21 protein-coding genes are annotated in these 25954 nt (G+C 67.6%); 7 read left to right on the top strand and 14 right to left on the bottom strand.

Annotation, left to right across the window (positions count from 1 at the left end; translation table 11 throughout):
* Window positions 1-3 precede the first annotated feature (3 nt).
* The gene (locus T336_RS0118075) at window positions 4-1380 is read right to left on the bottom strand and encodes an aspartate aminotransferase family protein (RefSeq protein ID WP_026433604.1); all 1377 of its coding nucleotides are present in this window, start codon (window positions 1378-1380) and stop codon (window positions 4-6) included.
* A 561-nt stretch (window positions 1381-1941) separates the two neighbouring features.
* Between T336_RS0118075 and T336_RS26255 the strand changes: the two genes are divergently transcribed.
* The 6 genes from T336_RS26255 (at window position 1942) to T336_RS0118055 (ending at window position 6288) form a co-directional block, all read left to right on the top strand.
* Window positions 1942-2832, top strand: a complete 891-nt coding sequence (locus tag T336_RS26255; protein ID WP_084151463.1) for a DUF6402 family protein — start codon at window positions 1942-1944, stop codon at window positions 2830-2832.
* 2 nt (window positions 2833-2834) lie between these two features.
* On the top strand, window positions 2835-3218 hold the full coding sequence (locus T336_RS26250) for a hypothetical protein (protein WP_084151462.1): 384 nt from the start codon (window positions 2835-2837) through the stop codon (window positions 3216-3218).
* A 233-nt stretch (window positions 3219-3451) separates the two neighbouring features.
* Complete coding sequence (locus T336_RS0118070; protein WP_244883983.1) at window positions 3452-3817, top strand: hypothetical protein; 366 nt, start codon at window positions 3452-3454, stop codon at window positions 3815-3817.
* 116 nt (window positions 3818-3933) lie between these two features.
* A complete protein-coding gene (locus T336_RS25360; protein ID WP_019704002.1) occupies window positions 3934-4266 on the top strand; it encodes a hypothetical protein in 333 nt (110 codons plus the stop codon).
* A gap of 112 nt (window positions 4267-4378) precedes the next feature.
* The gene (locus T336_RS0118060; protein ID WP_026433602.1) at window positions 4379-5248 is read left to right on the top strand and encodes a hypothetical protein; all 870 of its coding nucleotides are present in this window, start codon (window positions 4379-4381) and stop codon (window positions 5246-5248) included.
* 107 nt (window positions 5249-5355) lie between these two features.
* Window positions 5356-6288, top strand: a complete 933-nt coding sequence (locus tag T336_RS0118055; protein WP_026433601.1) for a hypothetical protein — start codon at window positions 5356-5358, stop codon at window positions 6286-6288.
* Window positions 6289-6291: 3 nt separating this feature from the next.
* On the opposite strand, the gene uvrA is transcribed toward T336_RS0118055, so the two are convergent.
* Window positions 6292-12237, bottom strand: a complete 5946-nt coding sequence (gene uvrA / locus T336_RS0118050; RefSeq protein ID WP_026433600.1) for an excinuclease ABC subunit UvrA — start codon at window positions 12235-12237, stop codon at window positions 6292-6294.
* 229 nt (window positions 12238-12466) lie between these two features.
* On the opposite strand from uvrA, the gene T336_RS0118045 reads away from it, so the two are divergent.
* A complete protein-coding gene (locus tag T336_RS0118045; protein ID WP_026433599.1) occupies window positions 12467-13588 on the top strand; it encodes an ABC transporter substrate-binding protein in 1122 nt (373 codons plus the stop codon).
* Window positions 13589-13677: 89 nt separating this feature from the next.
* On the opposite strand, the gene T336_RS0118040 is transcribed toward T336_RS0118045, so the two are convergent.
* From T336_RS0118040 to T336_RS0117985, 12 genes are all read right to left on the bottom strand, one after another.
* A complete protein-coding gene (locus T336_RS0118040) occupies window positions 13678-13863 on the bottom strand; it encodes a hypothetical protein (protein ID WP_013596599.1) in 186 nt (61 codons plus the stop codon).
* Window positions 13864-13974: 111 nt separating this feature from the next.
* Entirely contained in the window at window positions 13975-14985 is a 1011-nt protein-coding gene (locus T336_RS0118035; protein ID WP_026433598.1) for a porin, read from the bottom strand.
* 413 nt (window positions 14986-15398) lie between these two features.
* Complete coding sequence (locus T336_RS0118030; RefSeq protein ID WP_019704009.1) at window positions 15399-17057, bottom strand: MFS transporter; 1659 nt, start codon at window positions 17055-17057, stop codon at window positions 15399-15401.
* 171 nt (window positions 17058-17228) lie between these two features.
* The gene (locus tag T336_RS0118025; protein WP_026433597.1) at window positions 17229-17879 is read right to left on the bottom strand and encodes a 2-hydroxychromene-2-carboxylate isomerase; all 651 of its coding nucleotides are present in this window, start codon (window positions 17877-17879) and stop codon (window positions 17229-17231) included.
* Entirely contained in the window at window positions 17876-18163 is a 288-nt protein-coding gene (locus T336_RS0118020; RefSeq protein ID WP_019704011.1) for a DUF1289 domain-containing protein, read from the bottom strand. Before T336_RS0118020 ends, T336_RS0118025 begins: the two co-directional genes overlap by 4 nt.
* A complete protein-coding gene (locus T336_RS0118015; protein ID WP_019704012.1) occupies window positions 18160-18663 on the bottom strand; it encodes a YbaK/EbsC family protein in 504 nt (167 codons plus the stop codon). The genes T336_RS0118020 and T336_RS0118015 overlap by 4 nt, the downstream gene beginning before the upstream one ends.
* Before the next feature lie 72 nt (window positions 18664-18735).
* A complete protein-coding gene (locus tag T336_RS0118010; RefSeq protein WP_019704013.1) occupies window positions 18736-19647 on the bottom strand; it encodes a hydroxymethylglutaryl-CoA lyase in 912 nt (303 codons plus the stop codon).
* A gap of 40 nt (window positions 19648-19687) precedes the next feature.
* Window positions 19688-20614 (bottom strand): 2-hydroxyacid dehydrogenase, encoded by a 927-nt coding sequence (locus T336_RS0118005; protein ID WP_019704014.1) that lies wholly within the window; start codon window positions 20612-20614, stop codon window positions 19688-19690.
* A gap of 58 nt (window positions 20615-20672) precedes the next feature.
* A complete protein-coding gene (locus T336_RS0118000) occupies window positions 20673-22706 on the bottom strand; it encodes an acetyl/propionyl/methylcrotonyl-CoA carboxylase subunit alpha (protein WP_026433596.1) in 2034 nt (677 codons plus the stop codon).
* Between the two features lie 34 nt (window positions 22707-22740).
* Window positions 22741-23466, bottom strand: a complete 726-nt coding sequence (locus T336_RS0117995; protein WP_019704016.1) for a DUF4126 domain-containing protein — start codon at window positions 23464-23466, stop codon at window positions 22741-22743.
* A gap of 24 nt (window positions 23467-23490) precedes the next feature.
* On the bottom strand, window positions 23491-24294 hold the full coding sequence (locus T336_RS0117990; RefSeq protein WP_019704017.1) for an enoyl-CoA hydratase/isomerase family protein: 804 nt from the start codon (window positions 24292-24294) through the stop codon (window positions 23491-23493).
* A gap of 47 nt (window positions 24295-24341) precedes the next feature.
* Complete coding sequence (locus T336_RS0117985; RefSeq protein ID WP_026433595.1) at window positions 24342-25946, bottom strand: carboxyl transferase domain-containing protein; 1605 nt, start codon at window positions 25944-25946, stop codon at window positions 24342-24344.
* Window positions 25947-25954 lie beyond the last annotated feature (8 nt).

Genomic DNA, 25954 nt, shown 5'->3' with positions numbered 1-25954 from the left:
CCGTCAGGCCCGCTTTGCCTGGGTCAGGAGCTGGTCCAGCAGCACCATCGCCTCATCGATCTCGGGGCGCGAGATCATCAGCGACGGGGCGAAGGTGATCACGTTCTTGTAGTAGCCGCCCACGTCCAGCACCAGGCCGCGCTTCTGGCCCTGGTACTCCAGGTTGCCTTCCAGCCCGATGTCCACCATCTTGTCCAGCAGCGCCTTGTTGGGCGTGAAGCCGTCCTCGGTGCAGATCTCGGCGCGCAGCGCCAGGCCCAGGCCGTCCACGTCGCCGATCTCCTTGTGGCGCTTCTGCAGCTCCTTCAGGCCTTCGAGGAAGTAGGCGCCGGCTTCGCGCACCTGCCTGCCGAAGTCGATCTCGTGCGTCATCTTCATCACTTCCAGGCCCAGGGCCGTGCCCAGCGGGTTGGAGGCGAAGGTGGAGTGCGTGGAGCCGGGCGGGAAGATCTTCGGGTTGATCAGCTCCTCGCGCGCCCACAGCCCGGACAGGGCGTTGAGGCCATTGGTCAGCGCCTTCGCGAAGACCAGCACGTCGGGCTTGATGCCAAAGTTCTCCACCGACCACAGCGTGCCGGTGCGCCAGAAGCCCATCTGGATCTCATCGACCACCATCAGGATGCCGTGGTCGTCCAGCACCTTCTTGAGGCCCTTGAAGAAGTTCGGCGGCGGCACGACGTAGCCGCCCGTGCCCTGGATGGGCTCGACATAGAAGGCCGCGTACTCGCACTGGTTGGTCTTGGGATCCCAGACGGCGTGGTATTCGTTCTCGAACTTGCGGGCGAACTCGCGCACGATCTGGTCCGAATACTCCTCGGCCGTCATGCCCTTGGGGCGGCGGAAGGGATAGGGGAAGGGAATGAACTGCGCGCGGTCGCCGAAGTGGCCGAAGCGGCGGCGGTAGCGGTAGCTGGAGGTGATGCTGGACGCGCCCAGCGTGCGGCCGTGGTAGCCGCCCTCGAAGGCGAACATCAGGCTCTTGCCGTTGCTGGCGTTGCGCACCACCTTCAGCGAATCCTCGATGGCCTGCGCGCCGCCCACGTTGAAATGCACGCGGCCATCGCTGCCCCACTTGCGCTTGGCGTCTTCGGCGATGAACTTGGCCAGCTCGATCTTGGTCGGGTGCAGGTACTGGCTGGCGACCTGGGGCAGGGCCTGCAGCTGCTCGATCATCTTGGCTTCGAGGCGCTTGTTCTTGTAGCCGAAGTTCACGGCCGAATACCACATCTGCAGATCGAGGTACTGCGTGCCGTTGTCGTCCAGCATGTAGCTGCCTTCGCAGCCCGTGAAGATCTTGGGCGGGTTCACATAGTGGACGGTATCGCCGAAGGAGCAGTACTTGGCTTCGTCCGCGAGGAGCTGGGCAGCGTCAATGGTCATGGAAGGAAAAATCCGCATCGAGAAGGAATGGGCGCGAGTCTGCGCAGCCAACCTTGATCGACTATCGAGCGTTTGTGTGCGCTTTGTGCAGATGGTGGAGAACGCGTGGGGGAGGCGGCCGCAGGCACAGACGGATCGCGCGCAACCCTTTCTTACAGCATGCCCGGCCGTGGGCCATTAGATTCCGCGCCGAGGAGGGACAACACATGCTGAACACCTGCCGCGGGGTTGTGGTGATGCGAAGCGCACATCCACTGCGCAGCACGTCAAGAGAATAGAACAAGGGCGCTCGGAATCGTGGTGCATCAAGCCGCCGTATTTTTGCTTCCCTTGGGCACAGTGCGTATCGCCAGAACAAGCGTGCGTCACCTTCTGAACATACTCTTTTAAATATTTTACCGAATTATCCTTCGGCACAAAGAGCCGAAATATTCCCCGCATCGAAAGTCCAAACATATACAGCACAACCTCATGACGACGCTCAAGTGGCTACAGCCTAACGACTAGACCATTCGAAATAGATTGCCACGGCACTCAAATTAATAAATAAGAGGGATTCTTTTGATCGACATACTGCAAGACACGCTTTCATCAATCAGCGGCAGCTCAAAGAAAAAAGAACCAGCTTATCAAACAAGAATTTTCCAGCTACGAGACATTCCCAATGTCATGCGCTCAAGATTGGGATGGCCTGTGGCTGCCAGCTTGATGGAAAGGTGGTTCAAAGGAGCACTATTTGCGATGCCAGCAGAAATGAAGGAAAGTCGTGGAATATATCGATTAAAAAATTTGAGCCAAGCTCACCTCGATGAGTCCTTGGTCAAAATGTCCTGGGCCCTTCAATTCAACAGGGTACGTACGGCGATGCAACAGTTGCAGACGACGTGGTCCAGTCCCGCGGGAATCAAGCAGCTAAAAGTGAGAGTGGATCGTGCCGCACCAGCACATGCCGGCCAGTGCTGGCGATTCGGCAATTTGGGACTTCCCGCAAAGGAACTGGATGATTCTTGCCAAGTGAATTTCCTGCTTTTTGGGAAGATGGGGGACCCCATGGACGACTTCTATGGCGCCATGGGCGAGGCCCAGATAAAGATTGCAGTCTCTGGCATTGTGACATCTATGGAAAACAAAAATTCATCGATTGAAGTTGATGAACTGGGCTTCTATCTGAGGGATTCCTACGATTTCCAGGACGGCAATAATTTTATTTCCCAACCCCTGGGATGCTGGGGATTCAATGGGGTTGAGTGCAATACCTCCTTGCGGGGTGGCATCAACATTGGAGACGAAATCGCGGATATCTCACCCGACACAGCGGCCGAACGCAAATACTTGGTGCAAAATTCAGATTTTCAAAAATGGCGTGCAAAAAACCAACACGGCGGGGATTTCATGGTCTTATCCGATGTGCATCGTGTGCGCCTGCCATTTCCGCAAAAGTTTGAAATTTAAAAATGGCAAGAAAAAACAAAAAAATGAGGACCCAAACACTCTGGATGGTCCTCGCCATTGGGCTGGCAGCTTTCGTTTGGTATGCCAGCAAGCCCGTCTTCAAAGGCTCGGAAACAAGCCCCATGAATGTTTATCGCGTCGAATACTATGACGCTTCGCCCATCCAACGCATCCTGCACTACAAAATGAAGATTCCTTCATTTGTAAGGCTGTACCGCATCCAGCCTGAAACCCTATTGGGCGAGAGTGAGATTGTCGATCTCTGGATGAACGGCACACTTCATTGGTGGACCGATCCCCCATCACATGCCGTGGTGGTGGGTAGCAGTGTGGTGTTCGAAAACATACCGGCAGAGTGCCCGGCCGCCACCAGTTGCCCACGCTGACCGTCAACAAGTCCACGCTTTCCTCAAATGCTCTCGCTCCAGTACCTGACCGATGAGACCCACCGGACGCTGGCCCTCTCGAAATCGGACGTCCATCGCCACCCCGACGTCAGCCACAAAAATCGCACGGAAGCCGCTACCGCGGCATGGCAATGATGCAACTCGGCCTGAACCTGCGTGATGCCTCCCTCTGCTTCCTGGTGCTGTTCCAGGCTAGCGCTCACGCACAGCCCATGAAGGCAGATCCCCCGTCCCGCTCCATCGGCCCCCTGGGTGCCATCACCCTGCCCCGCGCCGTGGAACCTGCACCCGGCAGCGATGCCGACTGCTCCGGCCGGACCATCGACGAGCAGCGCGTTCGCTATTTCTGGGACCATGCCGTGGAAGGGCCGGCCTCCGACTTCCAGCGCGACTTCGATCTGGCCGACTGCGCCGCATCCCCCCGGCTGCATCTGCGCAAAGGTGCGCATGCCGTGCTGCACCTGCATGACGCCACGGGGTGGGGAGTCCTGGAATGGAAAGGCACCACGCGCTATTTCCGCTGCGCTGCATGCGAAGGCATCCTGGCGCCTGGCTTCGTCGCAGGGGCGGTGAAATGAGGCAGCGGCACGCTGTCCACCTGCTGCTCGCGCTTGTTGCTGCCTCCCAGGCGGCGCCATCAGCGGCCAGTCCGGCGGCGACTGCGCCGGGTACTGCGACCACGGCGCAGCCACCATTGCAACGCATCACCATCCTCGGGCCCCATGCCCATGGAGCCCGGGGCAGCGATGCCGACTGCGCCGACATGCAGATCGACGCCGCGCGTGTACGCCATTTCTGGAGCCACGCCGTCGAGGGCACGGCGGAGGAATACCGGCGTGGCATCGACCTGGCGGACTGCGAAGCCTCGGCAGAAGTGCATTTCCGGCAGGGCGGCAAGGGAACGCTGTCGCTGGATGCGGCCACCGGCTGGGGCGCCCTGGAACAGCGGGGCACCACGCGCTACTTCTACTGCGATGTATGCGAAGGCATCCTGGGCCGGAATTTCCGCCCCGATGCACCCCGATAGCACGCGGAGCGCACCCACTGCCGCGAAAAGCGCTTGCGCAGACTCGGAAACGCGCAAGCCGCTTCGCGCCGGATGCCCACCGGCCCTGCCGTCCACTCTCCAATGAGGCACCATGAATCTGCGTACTTCTTCCTGGATGCTGGGGGGCGCTGCCCTGTTGCTGCTCGCGGCGGGACTGGGCTTCCTGCAGCCGGGCACGGCCGAGGAATCCCCCGGCACACGCGAGGCTGCCGAAGCGGCCGCGGCGTCCCGCCCCCTGTCCGCGGACCTGCTCCGGGAATACAACCGGGCCGGCCGCCTGGACGGATTCGTCCGCCATGCGCTTTCGCACCCTGAGGCAGGGGGCGTGTTCTATGCCGTGCAGGCGCTGCGCCGGTGCCATGGCATCGCGGGCACCGAGCCGGGCGCAGCCGGCCCGGCCTCCAGCGAGGCCCGCGCGGCGGCGGAGGCTCTGCGCCAGCGGTGCGCGGGCCTGTCGGCAGAGGACACGGGGGACCGGCGCATCGCCCGGCTCGCCGCGGATGGCCTGCGCCGCAAGGACCCCTTGCTGGCCATGGCCCTGCGCGCGGGCAAATCCGCCTACCAGGCACCCGAACGGCGCCAATCCCTGCTGGCCGACCTGCTGGCGGCCGGCGACCCGCTGCTCGTGCAGGACGTCGCCACGCGCCTCGCGGTCCGCACCGATGCCGGCACGGGCATGCGCGGCTACCGGTTCGAGGGCGTCTTCCATCCCCAGTCGCAGGACGACGGCGTGGAGCTCGCCTTCTACCTTCTGCCCTGCGGACTGGGGCTGGACTGCACGCAGGCTGCCGACTGGGCCCTGCTGGCCCGCTGTGCCAACGGATTCGAATGCGCCGCGAGCCGCCAGGACTATGTGCAGGCCGTGCTGCAGGGCCGTCCCGGTGCCTACGAACGCACGATGGCGCTGTACCGGCGCATGCTCGACGCGATCCGCGCCGGCCGCATCGACGCGTTCGCCTGAGGCGCAGGCGCGGCTTCGCATGTCCGCGGAGTCGTTCGGGCAGCGCATCCCGCGCGCTGCGAGCCGCTGCGAGAGTGCAATTCCCTACATTGCAAGGAACTGCATTCATGGCTATTTCTCCGATCTCCTCCTCGCGGCTCCAGGGCGTCCAGGCGCCTGGCGCGCAGGATCCCGCCGGCGCCCAGACCCTGCTCGCGCAGGTGCTGATGGCACTGCTCGAAGGCCTGCTCCAGAAGCTGTCCAAGCATCGCCAGGCGCAACCTTCCGAACAGGGCGGCAGCCCGGCCTCCGGCGAAGGCAACCGCAGCGGTGGCAGCGGCGGCGGTGGTAGCGGCAGCCCGTCCGGCGCCGCACCATCGGCACCATCGGCAGCACCGGCGCCTGCACCTGCCGCCGCGCCCGCCCCCAGCGCTGCGCCCACAGCCTCCGGCTCCAGCGCCGGGCAGCCTGAAGCAACCGGCGATCTCGGATCGAAGAGCGTGGACGAGGCCCAGGCAAAGGTCCACCCCAAGTTCCTGCCCGTGCTGCGCGGCGACGAGCAGCAACAGGACGCCAAGGTCCAGACGCAGGCCGACTTCGGCCGCGCGGTGGACAAGACCGCCAAGGAATACGGCCTGGACCCCAGCGTCTTCCGCGCCCAGCTGCAATCGGAATCGGGAGCCTTCACCCAGGGCTTCCGCAAGGCGATGCAGCACGAGGGCGACCTCGACCGCGCTGGCGACAACAACACCTCGATCGGCCTGGGCCAGATTTCCCGCAAGTTCATGGATGGCCGCGACTGGTCCGCCGACGGCCCCGGCAACAGCCGCGTCGGCGGCCAGAAGGTGCCCTCCGAGCAATACGAGAAGAGCGTGACCGTGCAGCTGCGGATGGCGGCATCGAACATGGCGCAGCGCGTCGCGGACCACGGCGGCCTGAAGCAGGGCCTGTCCTACTACGTCTCGGGCGATGCCAACCCCGCCAACCCCAAGGCGCAGGAATACCTGCAGCACATCAACGAGGCGCTGCACAACCCCGAGGTGGTGAACCCGGGCCGCTGAGCCCTAGTCGCCGCGCGCCAGCACGGGTGCGATCGCACGGCCCGTGTGGGTGCCCAGGCGCACCACCTCCTCGGGCGTGGCCGCCGCCACGATGCGCCCGCCGTCCTTGCCGCCTTCAGGCCCCAGGTCGATGATCCAGTCGGCCTCGGCGATCACGTCGAGGTCGTGCTCGATCACCACCACGCTGTGGCCGCCGTCGACCAGGCGATGCAGCACGCGGATGAGCTTGTGGACGTCGGCCATGTGCAGGCCCACGGTGGGCTCGTCCAGCACGTAGAGCGTGTGCGGCGCCTTCTGCCCGCGCCGGCCCACCTCGTCGCGCACCTTGGTGAGTTCGGTCACGAGCTTGATGCGCTGCGCCTCGCCGCCCGAGAGCGTGGGGCTGGGCTGGCCCAGCGTGAGGTAGCCCAGGCCCACGTCCTTCAAGAGCTGCAGCGGGTGCGCGATGCTGGGCATGCTGGCGAAGAAGTCCACCGCCTCGTCCACCTCCATCTGCAGCACGTCGCCGATGCTCTTGCCGCGCCAGGTGACGGCCAGCGTCTCGGGGTTGAAGCGCGCGCCGTGGCAGGCTTCGCAAGGCACCTTCACGTCGGGCAGGAAGCTCATGGCGATAGTGCGGATGCCCTGGCCTTCGCAGACCGGGCAGCGGCCTTCGCCGGTGTTGAAGCTGAAGCGTCCGGCCGCGTAGCCGCGGGCCTTGGCCTCCAGCGTCTCGGCGAAGAGCTTGCGGATGGTGTCCCAGAAGCCGATGTAGGTCGCCGGGCAGCTGCGCGGCGTCTTGCCGATGGGGGTCTGGTCCACCTCCAGCACGCGGTCGATGGTCTCGAAGCCCGACAGGCCCGTGCAGCCGGCCAGCGGCGGCGCCTTGCCGGCGTCCATGGCGTCGCGCCCGGCCTTGGTGGAGCGCTGCTGCACCCAGGCCTGCACGTTGGCCAGCAGCACGTCGCGCGCCAGCGTCGATTTGCCCGAGCCGCTGACCCCGGTGACGGCCACGAGGCGGTGCAGCGGCACGGTGGCCGTCACGTTCTGCAGGTTGTGCAGGCTCGCGCCGTGCACCGTCAGCCAGCGGATGGCGGCGCGCTCCCTGGCATCCTCCAGCGCAGCGGCTTGCAATGCCGCGGCCTGCGCAGCCCGCTTCTTGGCGGCAGCGCTCTGGCGGCCGGCAGGTGCATCGGCGAGCTGGGCCGACGCCACGGTGTCGGCGTCCACCTCGGAGGGCTGCATGCTGCGCCGCGCCTGCAGCGGGTGGCGCATGGCGTGCAGCAGGTAGCGGCCGGTCTGCGAATCCTCGGCGGCCTGGATGTCGGCCACCGAGCCCTGGGCCACCAGCCGCCCGCCGCGCTTGCCCGCGCTGGGGCCGATGTCGATGATGTGGTCGGCGCGGCGGATGGTGTCCTCGTCGTGCTCCACCACCACCAGGGTGTTGCCCTTGTCGCCCAGCTTGTGCAGGGCGTTCAGCAGGATCTGGTTGTCGCGCGCATGCAGGCCGATGGTGGGCTCGTCCAGCACGTAGCACACGCCCTGCAGGTTGCTGCCCAGCTGCGCGGCCAGGCGGATGCGCTGCGCCTCGCCGCCCGAGAGCGTGGGCGCACCCCGGTCCAGCGTGAGGTAGGAGAGGCCCACCTCTTCCAGGAATTCGAGCCGGCTCTTGATCTCGGGCACCAGGTCGCGGGCGATCTCGGCCTCGCGGCCCGAGAGCTGCAGGCCGTCGATCCACTGCCGCACCTCGGCCACCGACAGGCGCGCCACCTCGGTCACCGGCACGCCGGCGAACAGCACGGCGCGCGCGACGGGGTTCAGGCGCGTGCCCTGGCAGGTCGGGCAGGCGATGTCGGCCACGTCCTCGGCCTCGGGTTCGGCGAAGGTCTGCTCGCGGCCCCGGTCCTTGTCGTCCTGCACCGAGTCGTCGAAGACCTTGCGCTGCTCGCGGGTGAGCTTCACGCCCGTGCCCACGCAGTCGGGGCACCAGCCGTGCTTGCTGTTGTAGGAGAAAAGGCGCGGGTCCAGCTCGGCATAGCTGGTCGCGCAGACCGGGCAGGCGCGCTTGGTGGAAAAGGCCTGCAGCGTGCCGATTCCGGCGGTGGGCTGGCCGGCGGCCATGGCCTCCTTCAGGCCGTCGAGCCCGCTCAGCACGTGGACCACGCCCTTGCCCAGCTCCAGCGCGCGGGCCAGCGCGGCGCGCAGCTCGGCCTCCTGCGAAGGCGTCACGTCCAGGCTGGCCACGGGCAGCTCGATGGTGTGTTCCTTGAAGCGGTCGATGCGCGGAAAGCCCGTGGTCGGCAGGAAGTTGCCGTCCACCCGCAGGTGCGTGTAGCCGCGCGGGCGGGCCCAGTCGGCCAGCTCGGTATAGACGCCCTTGCGGTTCATCACCAGCGGCGCCAGCAGGCCGATGTGCCGGCCCTTGAACTGCGTGAGCAGCTGCGCGGCGATGTTGTCGGCGCTCGTGGGCTGCACGGCGGCGCCGTCGTGGATGCAGTGCTGCACGCCCAGCTTCACGTACAAGAGGCGCAGGAAGTGCCAGACCTCGGTGGTCGTGCCCACCGTGCTCTTGCGGCCGCCGCGCGACAGGCGCTGCTCGATGGCCACCGTGGGCGGAATGCCGTAGACCGCGTCCACCTCGGGCCGGCCGGCCGGCTGCACGATGGACCGCGCATAGGCATTGAGCGATTCGAGGTAGCGGCGCTGCCCTTCGTTGAACAGGATGTCGAAGGCCAGCGTGGACTTGCCCGAACCCGACACGCCGGTCACCACGTTGAACTTGCCGCGCGGGATGTCCACCGACAGGTTCTTCAGGTTGTGCTCCTTGGCGTTGACGATCTCGATGGCGTTCCTGGCCGCCATGCCCTGCTCCGCCTGCGCAGCGCGCTGCTCCCTGCGCAGCGCCGCGGCCTTCTCGTGCACCGAATGGCCGCCCTCGCCCAGCGCCAGTTCGTAGTCGCGCAGCGCGGCGCCGGTGTGCGACGCGGGATGCCGGCGCACGTCCTCGGGCGTGCCCTCGGCCACCACCAGCCCGCCGCCGTCGCCGCCTTCAGGGCCCAGGTCGATCAGCCAGTCGCTGGCGCGGATCACGTCCAGGTTGTGCTCGATGACGATCAGCGAATGGCCGGCGTCGAGCAGCTTGCGCAGCGCGCGCATGAGCTTGGCGATGTCGTCGAAGTGCAGGCCGGTAGTGGGCTCGTCGAAGAGGAACAGCGTGCCCTTCTTGGCCAGCGGCTGGCGGCTGCTGCTGGCGCTCCTGGCGGCTTCGGCCAGGAAGCCCGCGAGCTTGAGGCGCTGCGCCTCGCCGCCCGAGAGCGTGGGCACGGGCTGGCCGAGCTTCACGTATTCCAGCCCCACATCGACGATGGGCTGCAGCGCGCGGATCACGTCGCGGTCCTGGGCGAAGGCCTGGGCCGCCTCGCTCACGGTGAGTTCCAGCACGTCGGCCACGTTCATCAGCCGGCCGCCGCGCTCGATCGTCACCTCCAGGATCTCCGGCCGGTAGCGCTTGCCGTCGCAGTCGGGGCAGCGCAGATAGACGTCGGAGAGGAACTGCATCTCCACATGCTCGAAGCCCGAGCCGCCGCACGTCGGGCAGCGCCCGTCGCCCGAGTTGAAGCTGAACTTGGCGGCCGTGTAGCCGCGCTGGCGCGACAGCGGCGCCACGGCGAACAGCTCGCGAATGGCGTCCCATGCGCCCACGTAGCTCACCGGGTTGGAGCGCGCCGTCTTGCCGATGGGCGACTGGTCCACGAACACCACGTCGCCCAGTTGCTCGGCGCCCAGCAGCCGGTCGTGCACGCCGGGCGACTCGGTCGCCTTGCCGAAGTGCCGCAGCAGCGCCGGTGCGAGCACGTCCTGGATCAGGGTCGATTTGCCCGAGCCCGACACGCCGGTGACGGTGACCAGCCGCTGCAGCGGGAACTCCACCGACACGTCCCGCAGGTTGTGCTCGCGCGCACCTTCCAGGATCAGGCGCGGCGTGGACTCCGCCACCATGCGCTTCACCCCCGCGCCGATCTGCCGCCGCCCGCCCAGGTACACGCCCGTCAGCGTGTCGGCGCGGCGCAGGTCGGCCGTGGTGCCGTCGAACACGATCTGCCCGCCGCGCTCGCCCGGGCCCGGTCCCATGTCGATCATGCGGTCGGCCGCCAGCATCACGGCCGGGTCGTGCTCCACCACCACCAGCGTATTGCCCGCGTCGCGCAGGCGCAGCATCGCCTCGGTGATGCGGTGCATGTCGCGCGGGTGCAGGCCGATGCTGGGTTCGTCCAGCACGAACAGCGTGTTGACCAGCGAGGTGCCCAGCGCCGTGGTCAGGTTGATGCGCTGCACCTCGCCGCCCGACAGCGTACGGCTCTGCCGGTCCAGCGTGAGGTAGCCGATGCCCACGTCGCACAGGTACTTCAGGCGCGTGGTGATTTCCTCGTGCAGCAGCTTCAGGGCCTGCGCATCGCCCCCGGCGCCGGCATCGCCTTCCGGCAGCGCCATGCGCCCGAAGAAGCTGCGCAGCCGCTCGATGGGCAGCAGCATCAGGTCGTGCAGGGTGAGGCCGGGCAGCGCCTCCAGCTGGGCGCGGCTCCAGGCCACGCCCAGCGGCATGAAGCGCCGGGACGGTTCGAGCACCGCATCGGCATCGTCCTTGCTGCCCACCCGCCACAGCAGGCTCTCGGTCTTCAGGCGTGCGCCGCCGCAGGTCGGGCACGGCGTGTAGCTGCGGTACTTGGACAGCAGCACCCGGATGTGCATCTTGTAGGCCTTGCTCTCCAGGTACTCGAAGAACCGCCGGATGCCATACCACTGCTTGTTCCAGTTGCCATCCTTGTAGCCCGGCGTGCCGTCGATCACCCAGCGCTTCTGCTCTTCCGTGAGCTTGTACCAGGGCGTGTCGCGCGGGATGCCCGCGGCCTCCGCGTGGCGCATGAGATCGTCCTGCGCCTCCTTCCAGGCCGGCGTCTGGATGGTCTTGATCGCGCCGGCGCGCAGCGTCAGCCGGTCGTTGGGAATCACCAGGCCGTAGTCCACGCCGATCACGCGCCCGAAGCCGCGGCAGGCCTCGCAAGCGCCCACGGCGGAATTGAACGAGAACATCGACGGGATGGGCTCGGCATAGCGCAGGTCGCTGTCCGGGCAGTGCAGCCCGGTGGAGAACCGCCAAATCTCCCAGGCCCCCACGCTTCCCGCTGCGCGTGGTGCACTGCCCCCCAAGGGGGCTGATCCGCCTTGGGACGACCCAGCGGCGGATCCGGGCTCGCCCTCCTCCACCAGGCGATAGACATTCAGCCGCCCGGCGCCGCGCTTGATGGCCACCTCGATGGCCTCGACCACGCGGGCGCGCTCGGCATTGCCGAGCCGGAACCGGTCGGCCACCACATCCAGCACTTTCCGGGGCCCGGTCGGCGTGCCGACTTCACGCTCGGCCTGCACTTTCGTGAACCCGCTGGCGGACAGCCACTGCTCCACCTGCTCGGCGGAGGTGTCCGCCGGCAGCTCGACCGGGAAGGTCAGCACCACGCGCGGGTCGCCCGCCTCCGCGCAACGGCGCTGCAGTTCGGCATAGATGGTGTCCGGCGTGTCGTGGCGCACCGGCTGCGCCGTCTGCCGGTCGAAGAGCTGGGCCGCGCGCGCGAACAGCAGCTTCAGGTGGTCGTTGATCTCCGTCATCGTGCCCACGGTCGAGCGGGACGAGCGCACCGGATTGGTCTGGTCGATGGCGATGGCCGGGGGCACGCCCTCCACCTTGTCCACGGCCGGCTTGTCCATCCGGTCGAGGAACTGGCGCGCGTAGGCGCTGAAGGTTTCCACGTAGCGGCGCTGGCCCTCCGCATAGAGCGTGTCGAACACCAGGCTGGACTTGCCCGAGCCGCTGGGGCCGGTCACCACGGTGAGTTCGCCCGTGCGGATGTCGATATCCAGGTTCTTCAGATTGTGCTGGCGCGCGCCATGGATGCGAATCAGGCCCTGGGTCATCGGGAGGATCTTTCGGAGGGGAGGCGGGCCATTCTAGGAAAGGAACATGGCTGGCCGGAGTCGGAGAGTGGCTTATCCATATGGGGCGGTTGGCGCCATTGACAACCGTTCCCGCAGGGCAATCCCCTGCGCCCAGGGTTGTCACCCCTTGTCACCATGGCAGCGTTCGGGCATCTTCCCCCGCTCCCACCGAACCACCCCCACGCCTTTTCCTGGAGATCGCACCATCATGGCCCATTCCTGGCAGACCACCGGCGCCGCCCTGGCCCTTGCGGCCGCTTCACTGTTCTCTCCGGCGGCCTGGAGCCAGCTGCTGGTGGGACAGACGGCCGGCTTCACCGGGCCCGTGTCGTCGGGCGTGCAGGAAACCACCGAAGGCGCGAAGCTCTATATTGACGCGGTGAACGCCCGGGGCGGCGTGAACGGGCAGAAGATCGAACTCATCTCGCTCGACGATAAGTTCGACCCTGCCCAGACGCTCGTCAACGCGCGCAAGCTCATCGAAGAGCAGAACGTGCTCGCGATGTTCCTCACGCGAGGCACGCCGCACACGGAAGCCATCATCCCCCTGCTCGACAAATTCGATGTGCCCCTCGTGGCCCCTTCCACGGGCGCGATGGTGCTCCACCGCCCCGTGCGCCGCCACATCTTCAACGTGCGCGCGCCCTACCAGCGCGAGGCCGAGAAAGCCATCACCCACCTGGCCTCGATGGGCATCTCCCGGATCGCGGTGGTCATCACCGACGACAGCTTCGGCGCCGACGGACTGGCGGGCGCGCTCAAGGGCTTCGAGGCCGCGAAGCTCAAGCCCGTGCTGCAGGAGCGCTTCGACCGGACCAAGCCCGATTTCTCCGCCATCGCGCCCAAACTCGTGCAGGCGCAGGCCCAGGCCGTGCTCATGGTCGCATCGGGAGCCGCGACGGCCGAGGGCTATGCGGCCTTCCGGGCGGCCGGTTCGGGCGCGCAGCTCGTCACGCTCTCCAACAACGCATCGTCCGGCTTCGCCAGGAGCCTGGGTGCGAATGCACGCGGCGTCATCGTCACGCAGGTGTTCCCGAACGAACGGGCGACGAACTACACGCTCGTGCGCGAGGCGCACGACCTGGCGAAGGCGCATGGCAAGGAAGTGAGCCCCGCCATGCTCGAAGGCATGGCCGCCGCCAAGGTGCTGGTGGAGGGACTGCGCCGCGCGGGCGCCAAGCCCACGCGCGAACGCCTGCAGGCGGCGCTGGAAGGCATCCAGAAATTCGACATCGGCGGCCTGGAGGTCAACTTCAGCCCCGAAGACCACACGGGCCTGGATTTTGCCGACCTCTCCATCATCGGTACCGACGGCAAGTTCCGCCGCTGACCCCCCCGCAGGGCCCCCATGCAAAAAGCCCGCGATGCGGGCTTTTTGCATGGGGCGTCCGGGTGGCCGGACGTGTGCCGCACGCGGCCTTACGGAGCGCGGCTGGCAGCCGACGCCGCCGATGCCGGGGCCGCGGCAGGCGCGGCAGTGTCCGGAGCGTGCACGGCATCCGCGCCATGCTTTTCCCCGCTCATGTCCACCTTGTCCCCGGCTTTCATGATGACGAACAACGAGAGGGCGGCGAACAGGACGAAGCCCACAATGATTTTCCACATGCTTTTGTCTCCTGACGGGATGAAAAAAAGCCCCACGCCCTTGCGGGTGTGAGGCTTCCTGCTGGATCACCTGGTGCCGGAGGCCCATGCGAGCCCCGGCAGGTGCGGCGATCAGAAGTTGTGGCGAACGCCGAGGCCGAACGTGCGGGGATCCGCACCCGTGGCCAGCGTGTTCGTGCCGTTCACGAAGCCATAGGCGTAGTTGGCGGCGGACTTGTTCTTGACGTACGTGTAGGCAGCGTACACCTTGGTGCGCTTGCTCAGGTTGTAGTTGTAGCCCAGGATCAGCTGCTGAGCGCCGGAGTCAGCCACGTTGTTCCACTTGCTGGCCCAGATGTAGTTGGCCACCACTTCCGAAGCGCCGAAGGCGTACTGGGCAGCGATGCCCACCGAGTTGCGGGTGCCCACCAGCTCGTAGTCGTTGCGCTGGTAGTAGGCGCCGACCTGCACGGGGCCCATCGTGTAGTGGCCGCGCACGCCGGCGTCCCAGTTGTCGCCCAGCTTGGCGTAGCCGGCACCGAAGGCCAGGTTGCCGCCCTCCCAGTTGGCAGCGACGTCGTAGGCGTTCTTGGTGCCTGCGTTCACGCCGAAGGGGTTCGTGCGAGCGGCGCGCTCGTGCATGCTGACCGTGGCTTCAGCCCAGAAGCCGCCCAGCATGGGGGTGCGGTAGCCAACCTTGTTGGTCTTGCCGAAAGCCACCGAGGTGTACAGCTGGTTGGAGAAGTTGCCCGTGTCGTGGTTGGGCTGGTCCTGCACGCCGTAGTCGGCGATGGCGTAGTACGACTCAGGCGTCCAGTTGCCGAGGCGGACCATGCCGAAGCCGCCCGACAGGTTCACTTCGCTCTGGCGGCCGAAGAACTGCTGTGCAGCTGCGCCGGTGGAGCTGTCGAAGCCGCTTTCCAGCTGGAAGCCAGCCTTCAGGCCACCGCCCAGGTCTTCCACGCCCTTGAAACCGAAGCGCGACGCGTTGTTGTTCACACCGGACTGCGACAGATCACCCACCTTGGAATGTTCGACGCTGGTGTTGACGCGGCCGTACAGCGTGACGCTGCTTTGCGCAAATGCGGCGGTGCTGCCCAGAAGGGCCAAGGCGGCGAGAGCCAGACGATGGGTCTTTTGCATGTGATGTCCTCGGATACTTGTTCGGAAGGTGGAAGTAGGCACCGCGCAGGCTTGTGGCAACAAAATGCAAGTGCAGCTACCACTCAAATTCTAGATGTAACAACCTCTTTAGCACGGTTGAAAGTCGTCTTGATAACGAAGCTGACGCTTAACTGCCACACTTTGGCGCTTTTTCCCCACACTTGGCGGTCTCCCGGGCGCAAATCACGGGGTTTTCATACAGCAAGGCCCGTTCGCAGAAGTTGCGTGACGTGCGCCCGAGCCAAAAACACAGGAAACCGCCGTTAATCGTTCAAAGGGCCTTTCACGGACAGGGCCGCGCCGAATGCCCTCGATGGGTGCGCGCCCGAATCTGCCGTATTGGTGCCCGGGAATACCGCCCGCCGGTGGGCCGTATTCCCGGGCAAGCCCGTTCAATCGCCCGCGTAGATATCCACATCCTTGGTTTCGCGGATGAACAGCGTGCCGATGATGGCCGTGATGCCCGCGATGATGATGGGATACCAGAGGCCGTTGTACATGTTGCCCGTCTGCGCCACGATGGCGAACGACATGGTGGGCAGCAGGCCGCCGAACCAGCCGTTGCCGATGTGGTAGGGCAGGCTCATCGACGTATAGCGGATGCGCGTCGGGAACATCTCCACCAGCATCGCCGCGATGGGGCCATACACCATGGTCACCAGCAGCACCAGATAGGTCAGGATGACGATCATCATCACCTTGTTCATCTTGGCGGGGTCGGCCTTGGAGGGGTAGCCGTCGGCCTTCAGCGTCTCGGCCACGGCCTTCTTGAAGGCGGCGTCCTTGGCCTTGGCTTCCTCGGCAGACAGGCCGCGGGCGGCGTAGCTCGGGATCGTGGTCTGGCCGATCTTGATCACCGCGGGCGTGCCGGCCGGCGCGGCCTCGTTGTCATAGCTGACCGAACTGGCGGCCAGCACCTGCTTGGCGACGTCGCAGGAACTGGTGAACTTGGCCGTGCCGGTCGGGTTGAACTGGAACGAGCACTCGGCCGGATCGGCCACGATCACCACCTTGTTCTTCGCCTGCGCGGCGGCCAGGTCAGGGTTGGCGGCCTCGGTCAGCGCCTTGAAGACGGGGAAATACGTCAGCACCGCCAGCACGCAGCCCAGCATGATGATGGGCTTGCGGCCGATCTTGTCGGAGAGCGAGCCGAAGACGACGAAGAATGGCGTGCCGATCAACAGGGCAGCGGCGATCATCAGGTTGGCCGTGACGGCGTCCACCTTGAGCTGCTGCGTGAGGAAGAAGAGCGCATAGAACTGGCCCGTGTACCAGACCACCGCCTGGCCGGCGGTGAGGCCGATCAGCGCCAGGATCACGATCTTCAGGTTCTTCCACTGGCCGAACGATTCGCGCAGCGGCGCCTTGGAGGTCTTGCCCTCGGCCTTCATGCGCTGGAAAGCGGGAGATTCCGACAGCGAGAGCCGGATCCACAGCGACACGCCCAGCAGCAGGATGGAAACGAGGAACGGAATGCGCCAGCCCCAGTCGGTGAAGGCCTGCTCGCCCATGGCGGTGCGGGTTCCCAGGATCACCAGCAGCGACAGGAACAGGCCCATCGTGGCGGTGGTCTGGATCCACGAGGTATAGGCGCCGCGCTTGCCCTGCGGCGCATGCTCGGCCACGTAGGTCGCCGCGCCGCCGTACTCGCCGCCCAGGGCCAGGCCCTGCAGCATGCGCAGCACGATCAGGATGACCGGGGCGGCCACGCCGATGCTGGCATAGGTCGGCAGGACACCCACGATGAAGGTGGACAGGCCCATGATCAGGATGGTGACCAGGAAGGTGTACTTGCGCCCGATCATGTCGCCCAGCCGCCCGAACACCAGCGCGCCGAAGGGCCGCACGATGAAGCCGGCGGCGAAGGCCAGCAGCGCGAAGATGAACGCGGAGCCCGCGTCCAGCCCGCTGAAGAACTGCTTGGCGATGATGGCGGCGAGCGAACCGTACAGGTAGAAGTCATACCATTCGAAAACGGTGCCCAGCGACGAGGCCAGGATGACTTTTCTTTCTTCCGGCGACATGGGCCGGGGAGCGACGTTGGTAGCCATGGTGCTTGTCTCCATGAGGTGGTCGGTGCGACTGCTCCGCGCGCCCCCTCCAGGACACCGCGTGCAACCTGGGTCGCACTATCGAGCCGCCATCTGACCGAAGTCTGACAAGCGCGGCACCTCCGGGGAAAACCCTTCCCCGGGACAAACCCGCATGCAGGGAAGCAGGCGCTACTTCAACCCGGAGGGGAGTTCCGCCACCGCGTCCCAGCGCGGTCCCTCGAACCACGGGTCGCCCTCCAGGCGGGCGCGCAGCATGGGCAGGCTGTCCAGCCCCCAGAAGAGCTGGCCGTCCACCACGAAGGCAGGCACGCCGAACACGCCCTGCGCGGCGGCCGCTTCGGTGTTCGCGCGCAGCAACGCCTTGGCTCGTGCGCCCGGCTCTTCACCCGGTGCCTCCGCACGCCGTTGCGCCGAGAGCACCTGGGCAAGGTCCTCCAGCCGCCCCGGGTCCAGCGCATCGGCACCGCCGAGCCACACGTGTCGCAGCACCGTGCCGGCCACGAAGCGGTTGATGGACCCGTCCTCGCTGCAGGCCAGGGACTGGCGCAGCAGGGGCAACGGATTGAAGGGATGCCGCGCCGGCATGTCCAGCCCCGTTCCCAGCGCATGGCCCAGCCACTCGGCATGGCGGTAGGTCCAGGCACGCTTGGGTGCGATGCCCGCGGGGCCGGGGTTACCGTGCTGCTGCAGCAGCGCACCGAGCAGCACGGGCCGGTACTCGACCGAATGGCTCAGGCCCTCGAGCACCTGGGGCAGGCGCTCGAACGCCAGCCACGCGTACGGCGAAACGAAATCCAGGTAGAAGACGATGTGCTTCATGGCGAAGTCCTTTCCACGGCGATGCCGGAGAGCGGCGCGGGAACCGCCAGGCCCGCGCGGCGCAGCAGGGCCGACCAGACCGCGCGGCGCTCGTCGGGGCTCGCGCCGGACCAGTCCCGGATGTCGTCCAGGGTGCGGAAACATCCTTCGCAATGGCTGCCGCCGGCGCTCATGCGGCACACGCCGATGCAGGGCGAGGGAGGCGCCTGCGTGCTGCCGGGAGCGAAACTGCCCTCGGCCGCGGCCTGTGCCGCGCGTTCCGCGAGCGCCTGGACGGGATTCATGCGGCGGGCGGCTGGACCACGTCCACGACCGGCGCGCCGGTCAGCGCCTCCAGGTCCTGCGGACGCAGCGGGAACACGCCGTTCGGATGGCCCGCGGCCGCCCAGATCTCGTCGAAGCGAAACAGCTCGCGGTCGATCAGCGTCACCGGCGGCGTGGCGTGGGCCACGGGCGAGACGCCACCGATCGAAAATCCGGTGCGTGCCTTCACGAACTCCGCATCGGCACGGCCCACCTTGCCCACGAGCGCTTCCACTTTCTTCTCGTCCACCCGCCGGTCGCCGGAGGTGACCACCAGCACGGCCACATCGTCGCTCTTGCGGCGGAAGATGATGCTCTTGGCGATCTGGCCGACGGCGATGCCCAGGGCATCGGCGGCCTCCTGCGCGGTGCGCGCCGAGTTGTCCAGCATGCGAGGGCCCTGCGCGTGGCCCTTGGCCTGCAGTGCGGCGGCCACGCGCTGCACGCCGTCGGGAAGGGGTTGAAGTTCAGCACCGCACATGCGCGAGACCTCCTGCAAGAATGGTGGAAGGGACGAAGCGTCGGATTGTGCCGCGCCCCGGCCTGCGGCGCATCAGCCCGCGCGCTTGTTCAAGAGCGCGGTGGCCGCGCGCGAATTCGGCTTGCGGCCGAGGAAGTCACTGATGTAGGCCCCGGCATCGACCAGTGCATCCAGGTCGATGCCCGTCTCGATGCCCATGCCGTGCAGCATGTACACCACGTCCTCGGTGGCCACGTTGCCCGTGGCGCCTTTCGCATAGGGACAGCCGCCCAGGCCGGCCACCGAGGTGTCGAACTGCCAGATGCCCATCTCCAGCGCGGCCAGGGTGTTGGCGAGCGCCTGGCCGTAGGTGTCGTGGAAGTGTCCGGAAACGTCGTCCACGGCATAGTGCGCGAGCGTCGCCTCGATGGCGCGCTGCACCTTGCGCGGGGTGCCCACGCCGATGGTGTCGGCCACGCCGATGTGCTGCACGCCGATGCCCTTCATGAGCCCCGCCAGGTAGCCCACGCGCTCCGGCGCCACCTCGCCTTCGTAGGGGCAGCCCACGGTGCAGCTCATCGCCCCGCGCACATGGATGCCCGCGGCGCGGGCGGCCTCCACCACCGGCGCGAAGCGCTCGATGCTCTCGGCGATGCTGCAGTTGATGTTCTTCTGGCTGAACGCCTCGCTGGCGGAGCCGAACACCACGATCTCGTCGGGCCGGTCCAGCACGGCCGCCTCGTAGCCCTTCAGGTTGGGCGTCAATACCGAATAGCGGACGCCCGGACGCCGCTCGATGCCGGCCATCACCTCATGGTTGTCCGCCATCTGCGGCACCCACTTGGGGCTCACGTAGCTCGTGACCTCGATCTCGGTCAGCCCGGCCGCCTGCAGCCGGTGGACGAGGCCGATCTTGACGCTGGCCGGCACGGGGGATTTCTCGTTCTGCAGCCCGTCGCGCGGGCCGACGTCCACGAGCTTGGCACGGGTGGGAAGGGAGGACATGGGAGGGTTCCTGAAAAAGGTTCGCGGGATTCGGGCGGCCTCAATAGCCCCTCGATGGATCGACCTCGCCTCGCACCGAGGAGGCCCCCTGGCGGAGGGCGTCGATCTTGCGCGCGATCTGGGCGATGCTCTCCGCGCGCAGCGTGCGTGCCGAGGTGTGGGGCGTGACGGTGACGCGCGGATGCCCCCAGAACGGATGGTCCGCCGGCAGCGGTTCGGTGCGGAAGACGTCCAGCGTGGCACCCGCGAGATGGCCGCTGTCCAGCAGGGGCAGCAGGTCCTCCTCCACGAGGTGCGCTCCCCGCGCCACGTTGATCACATAGCCGCCCGGCAGCAGGCGCGAAAGCGTCTCGCGGCGCAGGATGCCGGTCGTATCGGGCGTGAGGGGCAGCAGGTTCACCAGCACGCGGCTCGCCGCCAGGAAATCCTGCAGCCCGTCGGCCCCGTGGAAGGTGCGCACGCCTTCGACCGCCTTGGGCGAGCGGCTCCAGCCCTGCACGGGAAACTCGAAATGCGCCAGGGCGCGCGCCACGCGCTCGCCCAGCACGCCCAGCCCCATGACGCCCACCGGGAAATCCTGCCGCAGACGCGGCTTGCGGAAAGCCCAGCGGCCTTCACGCTCCGCAGCCTCGTAGGCATCGAATTCGCGGAAATGGCGGATGACGGCATGGCAGACGTATTCCGCCATCTGCACGGCCATGCCCGCGTCGTCGAGCCGCACGATGCGGCAGCCCTCGGGCACGCGCAGCTTCAGCAGCGCATCCACGCCCGCGCCGATGTTGAACAACGCCTGCAACCGGGGCTGCTCGTCCAGGAACTGCTGGGGCGGTGCCCACACCACCGCATAGTCGGCCTCGGGAGCGCCGGGCTCCCAGACCGTGATGCGGGCATCGGGCAGGGCAGAGCGCAGGCCTTCCAGCCAGGGCGCGGGCGGCGTATCGGTACAGCAAAACAGGATGTCGGTCATTCCCCGGAGCCTATCGCAGAGGGCATGGTCCGCGCTGTCACGCAGGCTTTCCCCGCCGTCATGCTGCCGCGGCCAGGCGCAGCAGTTCGGCCCCTTCGGTCACCTGGTCGCCGGGCGCATAGAGCAGCTCTTCCACCGTGCCGTCGGCAGGCGCGGCGATCGTGTGCTCCATCTTCATCGCCTCCATCACGGCCAGGGCCTGCCCCTTGGCCACGCGGTCGCCCGCGCGCACCGCGAAGGACACCACCTTGCCGGGCATCGGGGCAGTCAGACGGCCGCCTTCGGCCTGCGCCTCGCCCGCATGCGCCAGCCGGTCGATGACCGTGAGCTGCGCAGCGCCCCGCGGCATGAAGACATGTCGTGCCTCCCCGCGGGCGTGCACCGTGGCCCGCGTGCGCTCGCCGGCAAAGGACAGGTCGATGGCCTCGCCCTCCCCTTCCGCGCCGCCGCCACGCCCGAAGCCGAGCGGCCCCTCGGCCAGCACGGCGCCCCCGGCCTCCACCCGGAGCAGGGGCGCCTCGCCGGACCGGTAGGTGAGCCTGGCGGAGGCCGGCTGCCCGGCGCATTCCACCTCGAAGCGCCGGTGGCTCTCACCCCATCCCTGCCAGCCGTCCCGGCGCCCGAACGGGTCGCCCGGCTGCTCGGCAACCTGTTCGGCCAGCAGCGCATGGGCCACGGTCGCGGCCAGCGCCAGCGGCATCGGCACCGGCGACTGGTGGAAGAGCACCGCCTGCTCGCGCTGGATAAGCGCGGTATCCAGGCGGGCCTGCGAGAAGGACCCGGTGCGCAGCACATGCCGCAGGAACTGCACGTTCGTCGCCAGCCCCACGATGTGCATGCGCGACAGTGCCTCGTCCAGCCGCGCCAGCGCCTGCTCGCGCGTGTCGCCGTGCACGATAAGCTTGGCGATCATCGAGTCGTAGAAAGGGCTGATCGCGTCGCCCTCTCGCACCCCGGCATCGATGCGCACCACACCGCGTTCGAAATGCGTGCAAGGGCCATGGCGATAGATGGCCAGGCGGCCCGTGGCGGGCAGGAACTGGTTGTCCGGATTCTCGGCGCAGATGCGCGCCTCGATCGCATGGCCGGAAATGCGCAATTGGTCCTGCGCCAGCGGCAGCGGCTCGCCAGCGGCCACGCGCAGTTGCCACTCCACGAGATCCTGGCCGGTGATCGCCTCCGTCACCGGGTGCTCCACCTGCAGGCGCGTGTTCATTTCCATGAAGAAGAAGTCCATCGCGCCGCCCTCGCGCTGCTCGACGATGAACTCCACCGTGCCGGCACCCACATAGCCCACGGCCCGCGCCGCGGCGACGGCGGCCTGGCCCATGCGTGCCCGCATTTCCTCGGCCATGCCCGGCGCGGGCGCCTCCTCCAGCACCTTCTGGTGGCGGCGCTGCACGGAACAGTCGCGCTCGAAGAGATATACGCACCCGCCGTGCGTGTCGCCGAACACCTGGATCTCGATATGGCGCGGGCGCTGAACGTATTTCTCGATCAGCACCGCGTCGTCGCCGAAGCTGTTGATCGCCTCGCGCTTGCACGACTCCAGCGCCGCGGCGAAGTCCGCCGCCCGCTCCACCGCGCGCATGCCCTTGCCGCCGCCGCCTGCGCTCGCCTTGATGAGTACCGGATAGCCGATGCGATCGGCCTCGCGCTGCAGCAGCGCCGGATCCTGGTCGGCACCGTGGTAGCCCGGCACCAGCGGCACGCCGGCCTTTTCCATCAGCTGCTTGGACTCGGCCTTGAGCCCCATCGCCTGGATGGCGGAAGGCGGCGGGCCGATGAAGACGAGGCCGGCGTCCTGGCAGGCCTGCGCGAACTCCTCGTTCTCCGACAGGAACCCATAGCCCGGATGGATGGCCTGGGCCCCCGTGCGGCGCGCCGCCTCGAGGATGCGCTCCCAGCGCAGGTAGCTCTCCTGCGGCGCACTGCCGCCGATGTGGACCGCCTCGTCGCAAGCCGCCACGTGCCGGGCAGATGCGTCGGCATCGGAATACACGGCCACGGTCTTCACGCCCATGCGGCGCGCGGTGGCGGCCACCCGGCAGGCGATCTCTCCGCGGTTGGCGATCAGGATTTTTTCAAACATCTTTGCGTCTCACTCCAAAATCAGGCCGCCGCACTCATCTCGTGGCCGGGGCCGCAGGCCGGGAAAAGAAAACAGAGAGCCGCCGCAGCACGGCGCGCAGGAACTTCAGCAGCACCACCAGCACCAGCACCGACAGCGCCACCATGCAGGCCAGCGCGATGCCGAAGGCCACCGGATGCTGCGTGGCCAGCCAGACCACCACCACGACCAGGCCATCCTCGAAAAACGACAGCAGCCAGTTGGACACGGGCTCCGGCGACGTGTTGACGGCGGCCCGCGCGGTCATCTTGGTGGCCAGCGCCGTGGCGGACAGCGAGCCGCCCAGCAGGCCGGCCGCCAGCGCCATGCCCCCGTTGTCCGGGCCGAACACGCCGGCGGCCAGCAGGGCGCCCGCGGGCACGCGGATCACGGTATGCACGGCATCCCACAGGCTGTCGAACCAGGGCACCTTGTCGGCAACGAACTCCACGCACAGCAGCAGCCCGCTCACCAGGAGCACGGCCGGGTGCTGCAGGATGCGAAGCCCCTCCGGCAACGCCAGCCAGCCGGCCGCGCCCATGCCCCCGACCAGGAAGACCACCGCGTAGAGCCGGAAGCCGCTGGCCCAGCCGAGCCCCGCGGCCAGCGCCAGCAGGCCCGGCATGTCCAGCGCGCCGGTGGCATGCCGCGCCTGCTCCGCCACGGCCCGGGCCGTGCCCGGATCCACATGCAGTCCGGCGGCGTGCAGCCACTGGACGATATGCAGCCAGAGGGCATCCATGGCGGCGGGCCCGCAGGGGCGTCCTCAGTCGCGTGCCGGCAGCCACGCCGGCTTGCGTTTCTGCAGGAAGGCCTGCACGCCCTCGCGCCCCTCGCCGCTCGCCCGGATGTCCGCGATGGCCTCCACCGTCGAGGCGATGAGCGCGTCGTCGATGGGCCGCCCGGCGATGTCCCGCACCAGGCGCTTGCCTGCGGCCACCGCCTGTGGCCCGGCCGCGGCGATCGCCTGCACGATGGCGTCGAGCTTCTCGTCGAGCTGCTCGAAATCCACCACTTCATGCACCAGCCCCACGCGCAGCGCCTCCAGCGCGCCGAAGCGCTCGCCGGTCACGACATAGCGGCGGGCCGCGCGCTCGCCCATGGCCTGCACCACATAGGGCCCGATGGTGGCGGGAATCAGCCCCAGCCGCACCTCGCTCAGGCAGAACACGGCCGTGTCCACCGCCACCGCCACGTCGCAAGCGGCCACCAGCCCCACGCCGCCCGCATACACATCGCCCTGGACGCGCGCGATGGTCGGCTTGGGGCAATCGTTCAGCGTGCGCAGCATGGCCGCCAGCCGGCCCGCGTCCGCGACGTTCTCCGCGCGCGAATAGTCGGCCATGCGGCGCATCCAGTTCAGGTCCGCGCCCGCGCAGAACGCGGGGCCTTCGGCTGCGAGCACGATGGCGCGCACATCCTCCTGCCGGCCCAGCGTCTCGAACGCGCGGGTCAGCTCGGCGATGACGTCGTCGCTGAACGCATTGCGCACCTCCGGCCGCGCGAGGGTGACGCGCGCGATCGCTCCGGCCTGGCCGACGTGCAGGTGTCGGTATTCGGTGGTCGTCATGGTGGATTCCTCCTTGTGCTGTCAGGATGGGCGGGCCCGCGGGGCCCTCACATGCGGAAAATGCCGAACTTCGTGTCCTCGACGGGCGCGTTGCGCGCAGCGGCCAGGCCCAGCGCCAGCACGCGGCGCGTGTCCGCGGGGTCGATCACCCCATCGTCCCACAGGCGAGCCGTGGCGTAGTAGGGGTGCCCCTGCTCCTCGTACTGGCGGCGGATCGGCGCCTTGAACGCCTCTTCCTCCTCCATGCTCCAGGCACCGCCCTTCGCTTCGATGCCGTCACGCCGCACGGTGGCCAGCACGCTCGCGGCCTGCTCGCCGCCCATCACGGAAATGCGCGCGTTCGGCCACATCCAGAGGAAGCGCGGTGAATAGGCGCGGCCGCACATGCCGTAGTTGCCGGCGCCGAACGAGCCGCCGATGACGATCGTGAACTTCGGCACCGCCGCCGTGGCCACCGCCGTCACCATCTTGGCGCCGTTGCGCGCGATGCCTTCGTTCTCGTACTTGCGGCCCACCATGAAGCCGGTGATGTTCTGCAGGAACACCAGCGGGATCTTGCGCTGGCAGCACAACTCGATGAAATGCGCGCCCTTGAGGGCCGCTTCCGAGAACAGGATGCCGTTGTTGGCGATGATGCCCACGGGCATGCCCTCGATGCGTGCGAAGCCCGTGACCAGCGTGGTGCCGTAGCGCGCCTTGAATTCGTCGAACTCGCTGCCGTCCACGATGCGCGCGATGATTTCCCGCACGTCGAACGGCTTGCGCGTATCCACCGGAATCACGCCGTACAGCTCCTGCGCCTCGAACGCAGGCGCCTGCGGCGCCGCTGTGCAGGCGGCCGGCGCGCGCTCGCGGTTCAGGTTGCGCACCGCGTGGCGCGCGAGCTGCAGCGCATGCAGGTCGTTTTGCGCGAGGTGGTCGGCCACGCCCGACAACCGCGTATGCACGTCGCCGCCGCCCAGGTCCTCGGCGGTCACCACCTCTCCGGTGGCCGCCTTCACGAGCGGAGGGCCGCCCAGGAAGATCGTGCCCTGGTTCTTCACGATGATGGACTCGTCGCTCATCGCCGGCACGTACGCCCCGCCCGCCGTACAACTGCCCATCACCACCGCGATCTGCGCGATGCCCTGCGCGCTCATCTGCGCCTGGTTGTAGAAGATGCGGCCGAAGTGGTCCCGGTCGGGAAACACCTCGTCCTGGTTCGGCAGGTTGGCGCCGCCCGAATCGACCAGGTAGATGCACGGAAGCCGGTTCTGCTGCGCGATCTCCTGCGCCCGCAGGTGCTTCTTCACGGTCATCGGATAGTAGGTGCCGCCCTTCACCGTGGCGTCGTTGCACACCACCATGCAGTCCACGCCGCTCACCCGGCCGATGCCCGCGATCAGGCCCGCGCCCGGCGCCTCGTCGCCGTACATGCCCAGCGCGGCCAGCGGCGCGATCTCCAGGAACGGGGAGCCCGGGTCCAGCAGTTCGCGCACGCGGTCGCGCGGCAGCAGCTTGCCGCGCGCCGTGTGCTTGGCGCGCGCGGCTTCGCTGCCGCCCAGGGCCGCCTGGGCCGCGCGGTCGCGCAGGTCCTGCACGAGCGCGCGCATCGCGGAAGCATTGGCCTGGAAATCGGCCGAGCGGGGATTGAGGCGGGATTCGAGGATCATGGAAGGAC

The organism is Paracidovorax oryzae ATCC 19882, assembly GCF_000687165.1.
GTDB classification, from domain to species: domain Bacteria; phylum Pseudomonadota; class Gammaproteobacteria; order Burkholderiales; family Burkholderiaceae_C; genus Paracidovorax; species Paracidovorax oryzae.
The sequence above is the reverse complement of the archived record's forward strand: the minus strand, read 5'-3'. Positions and strand labels throughout refer to the sequence as shown.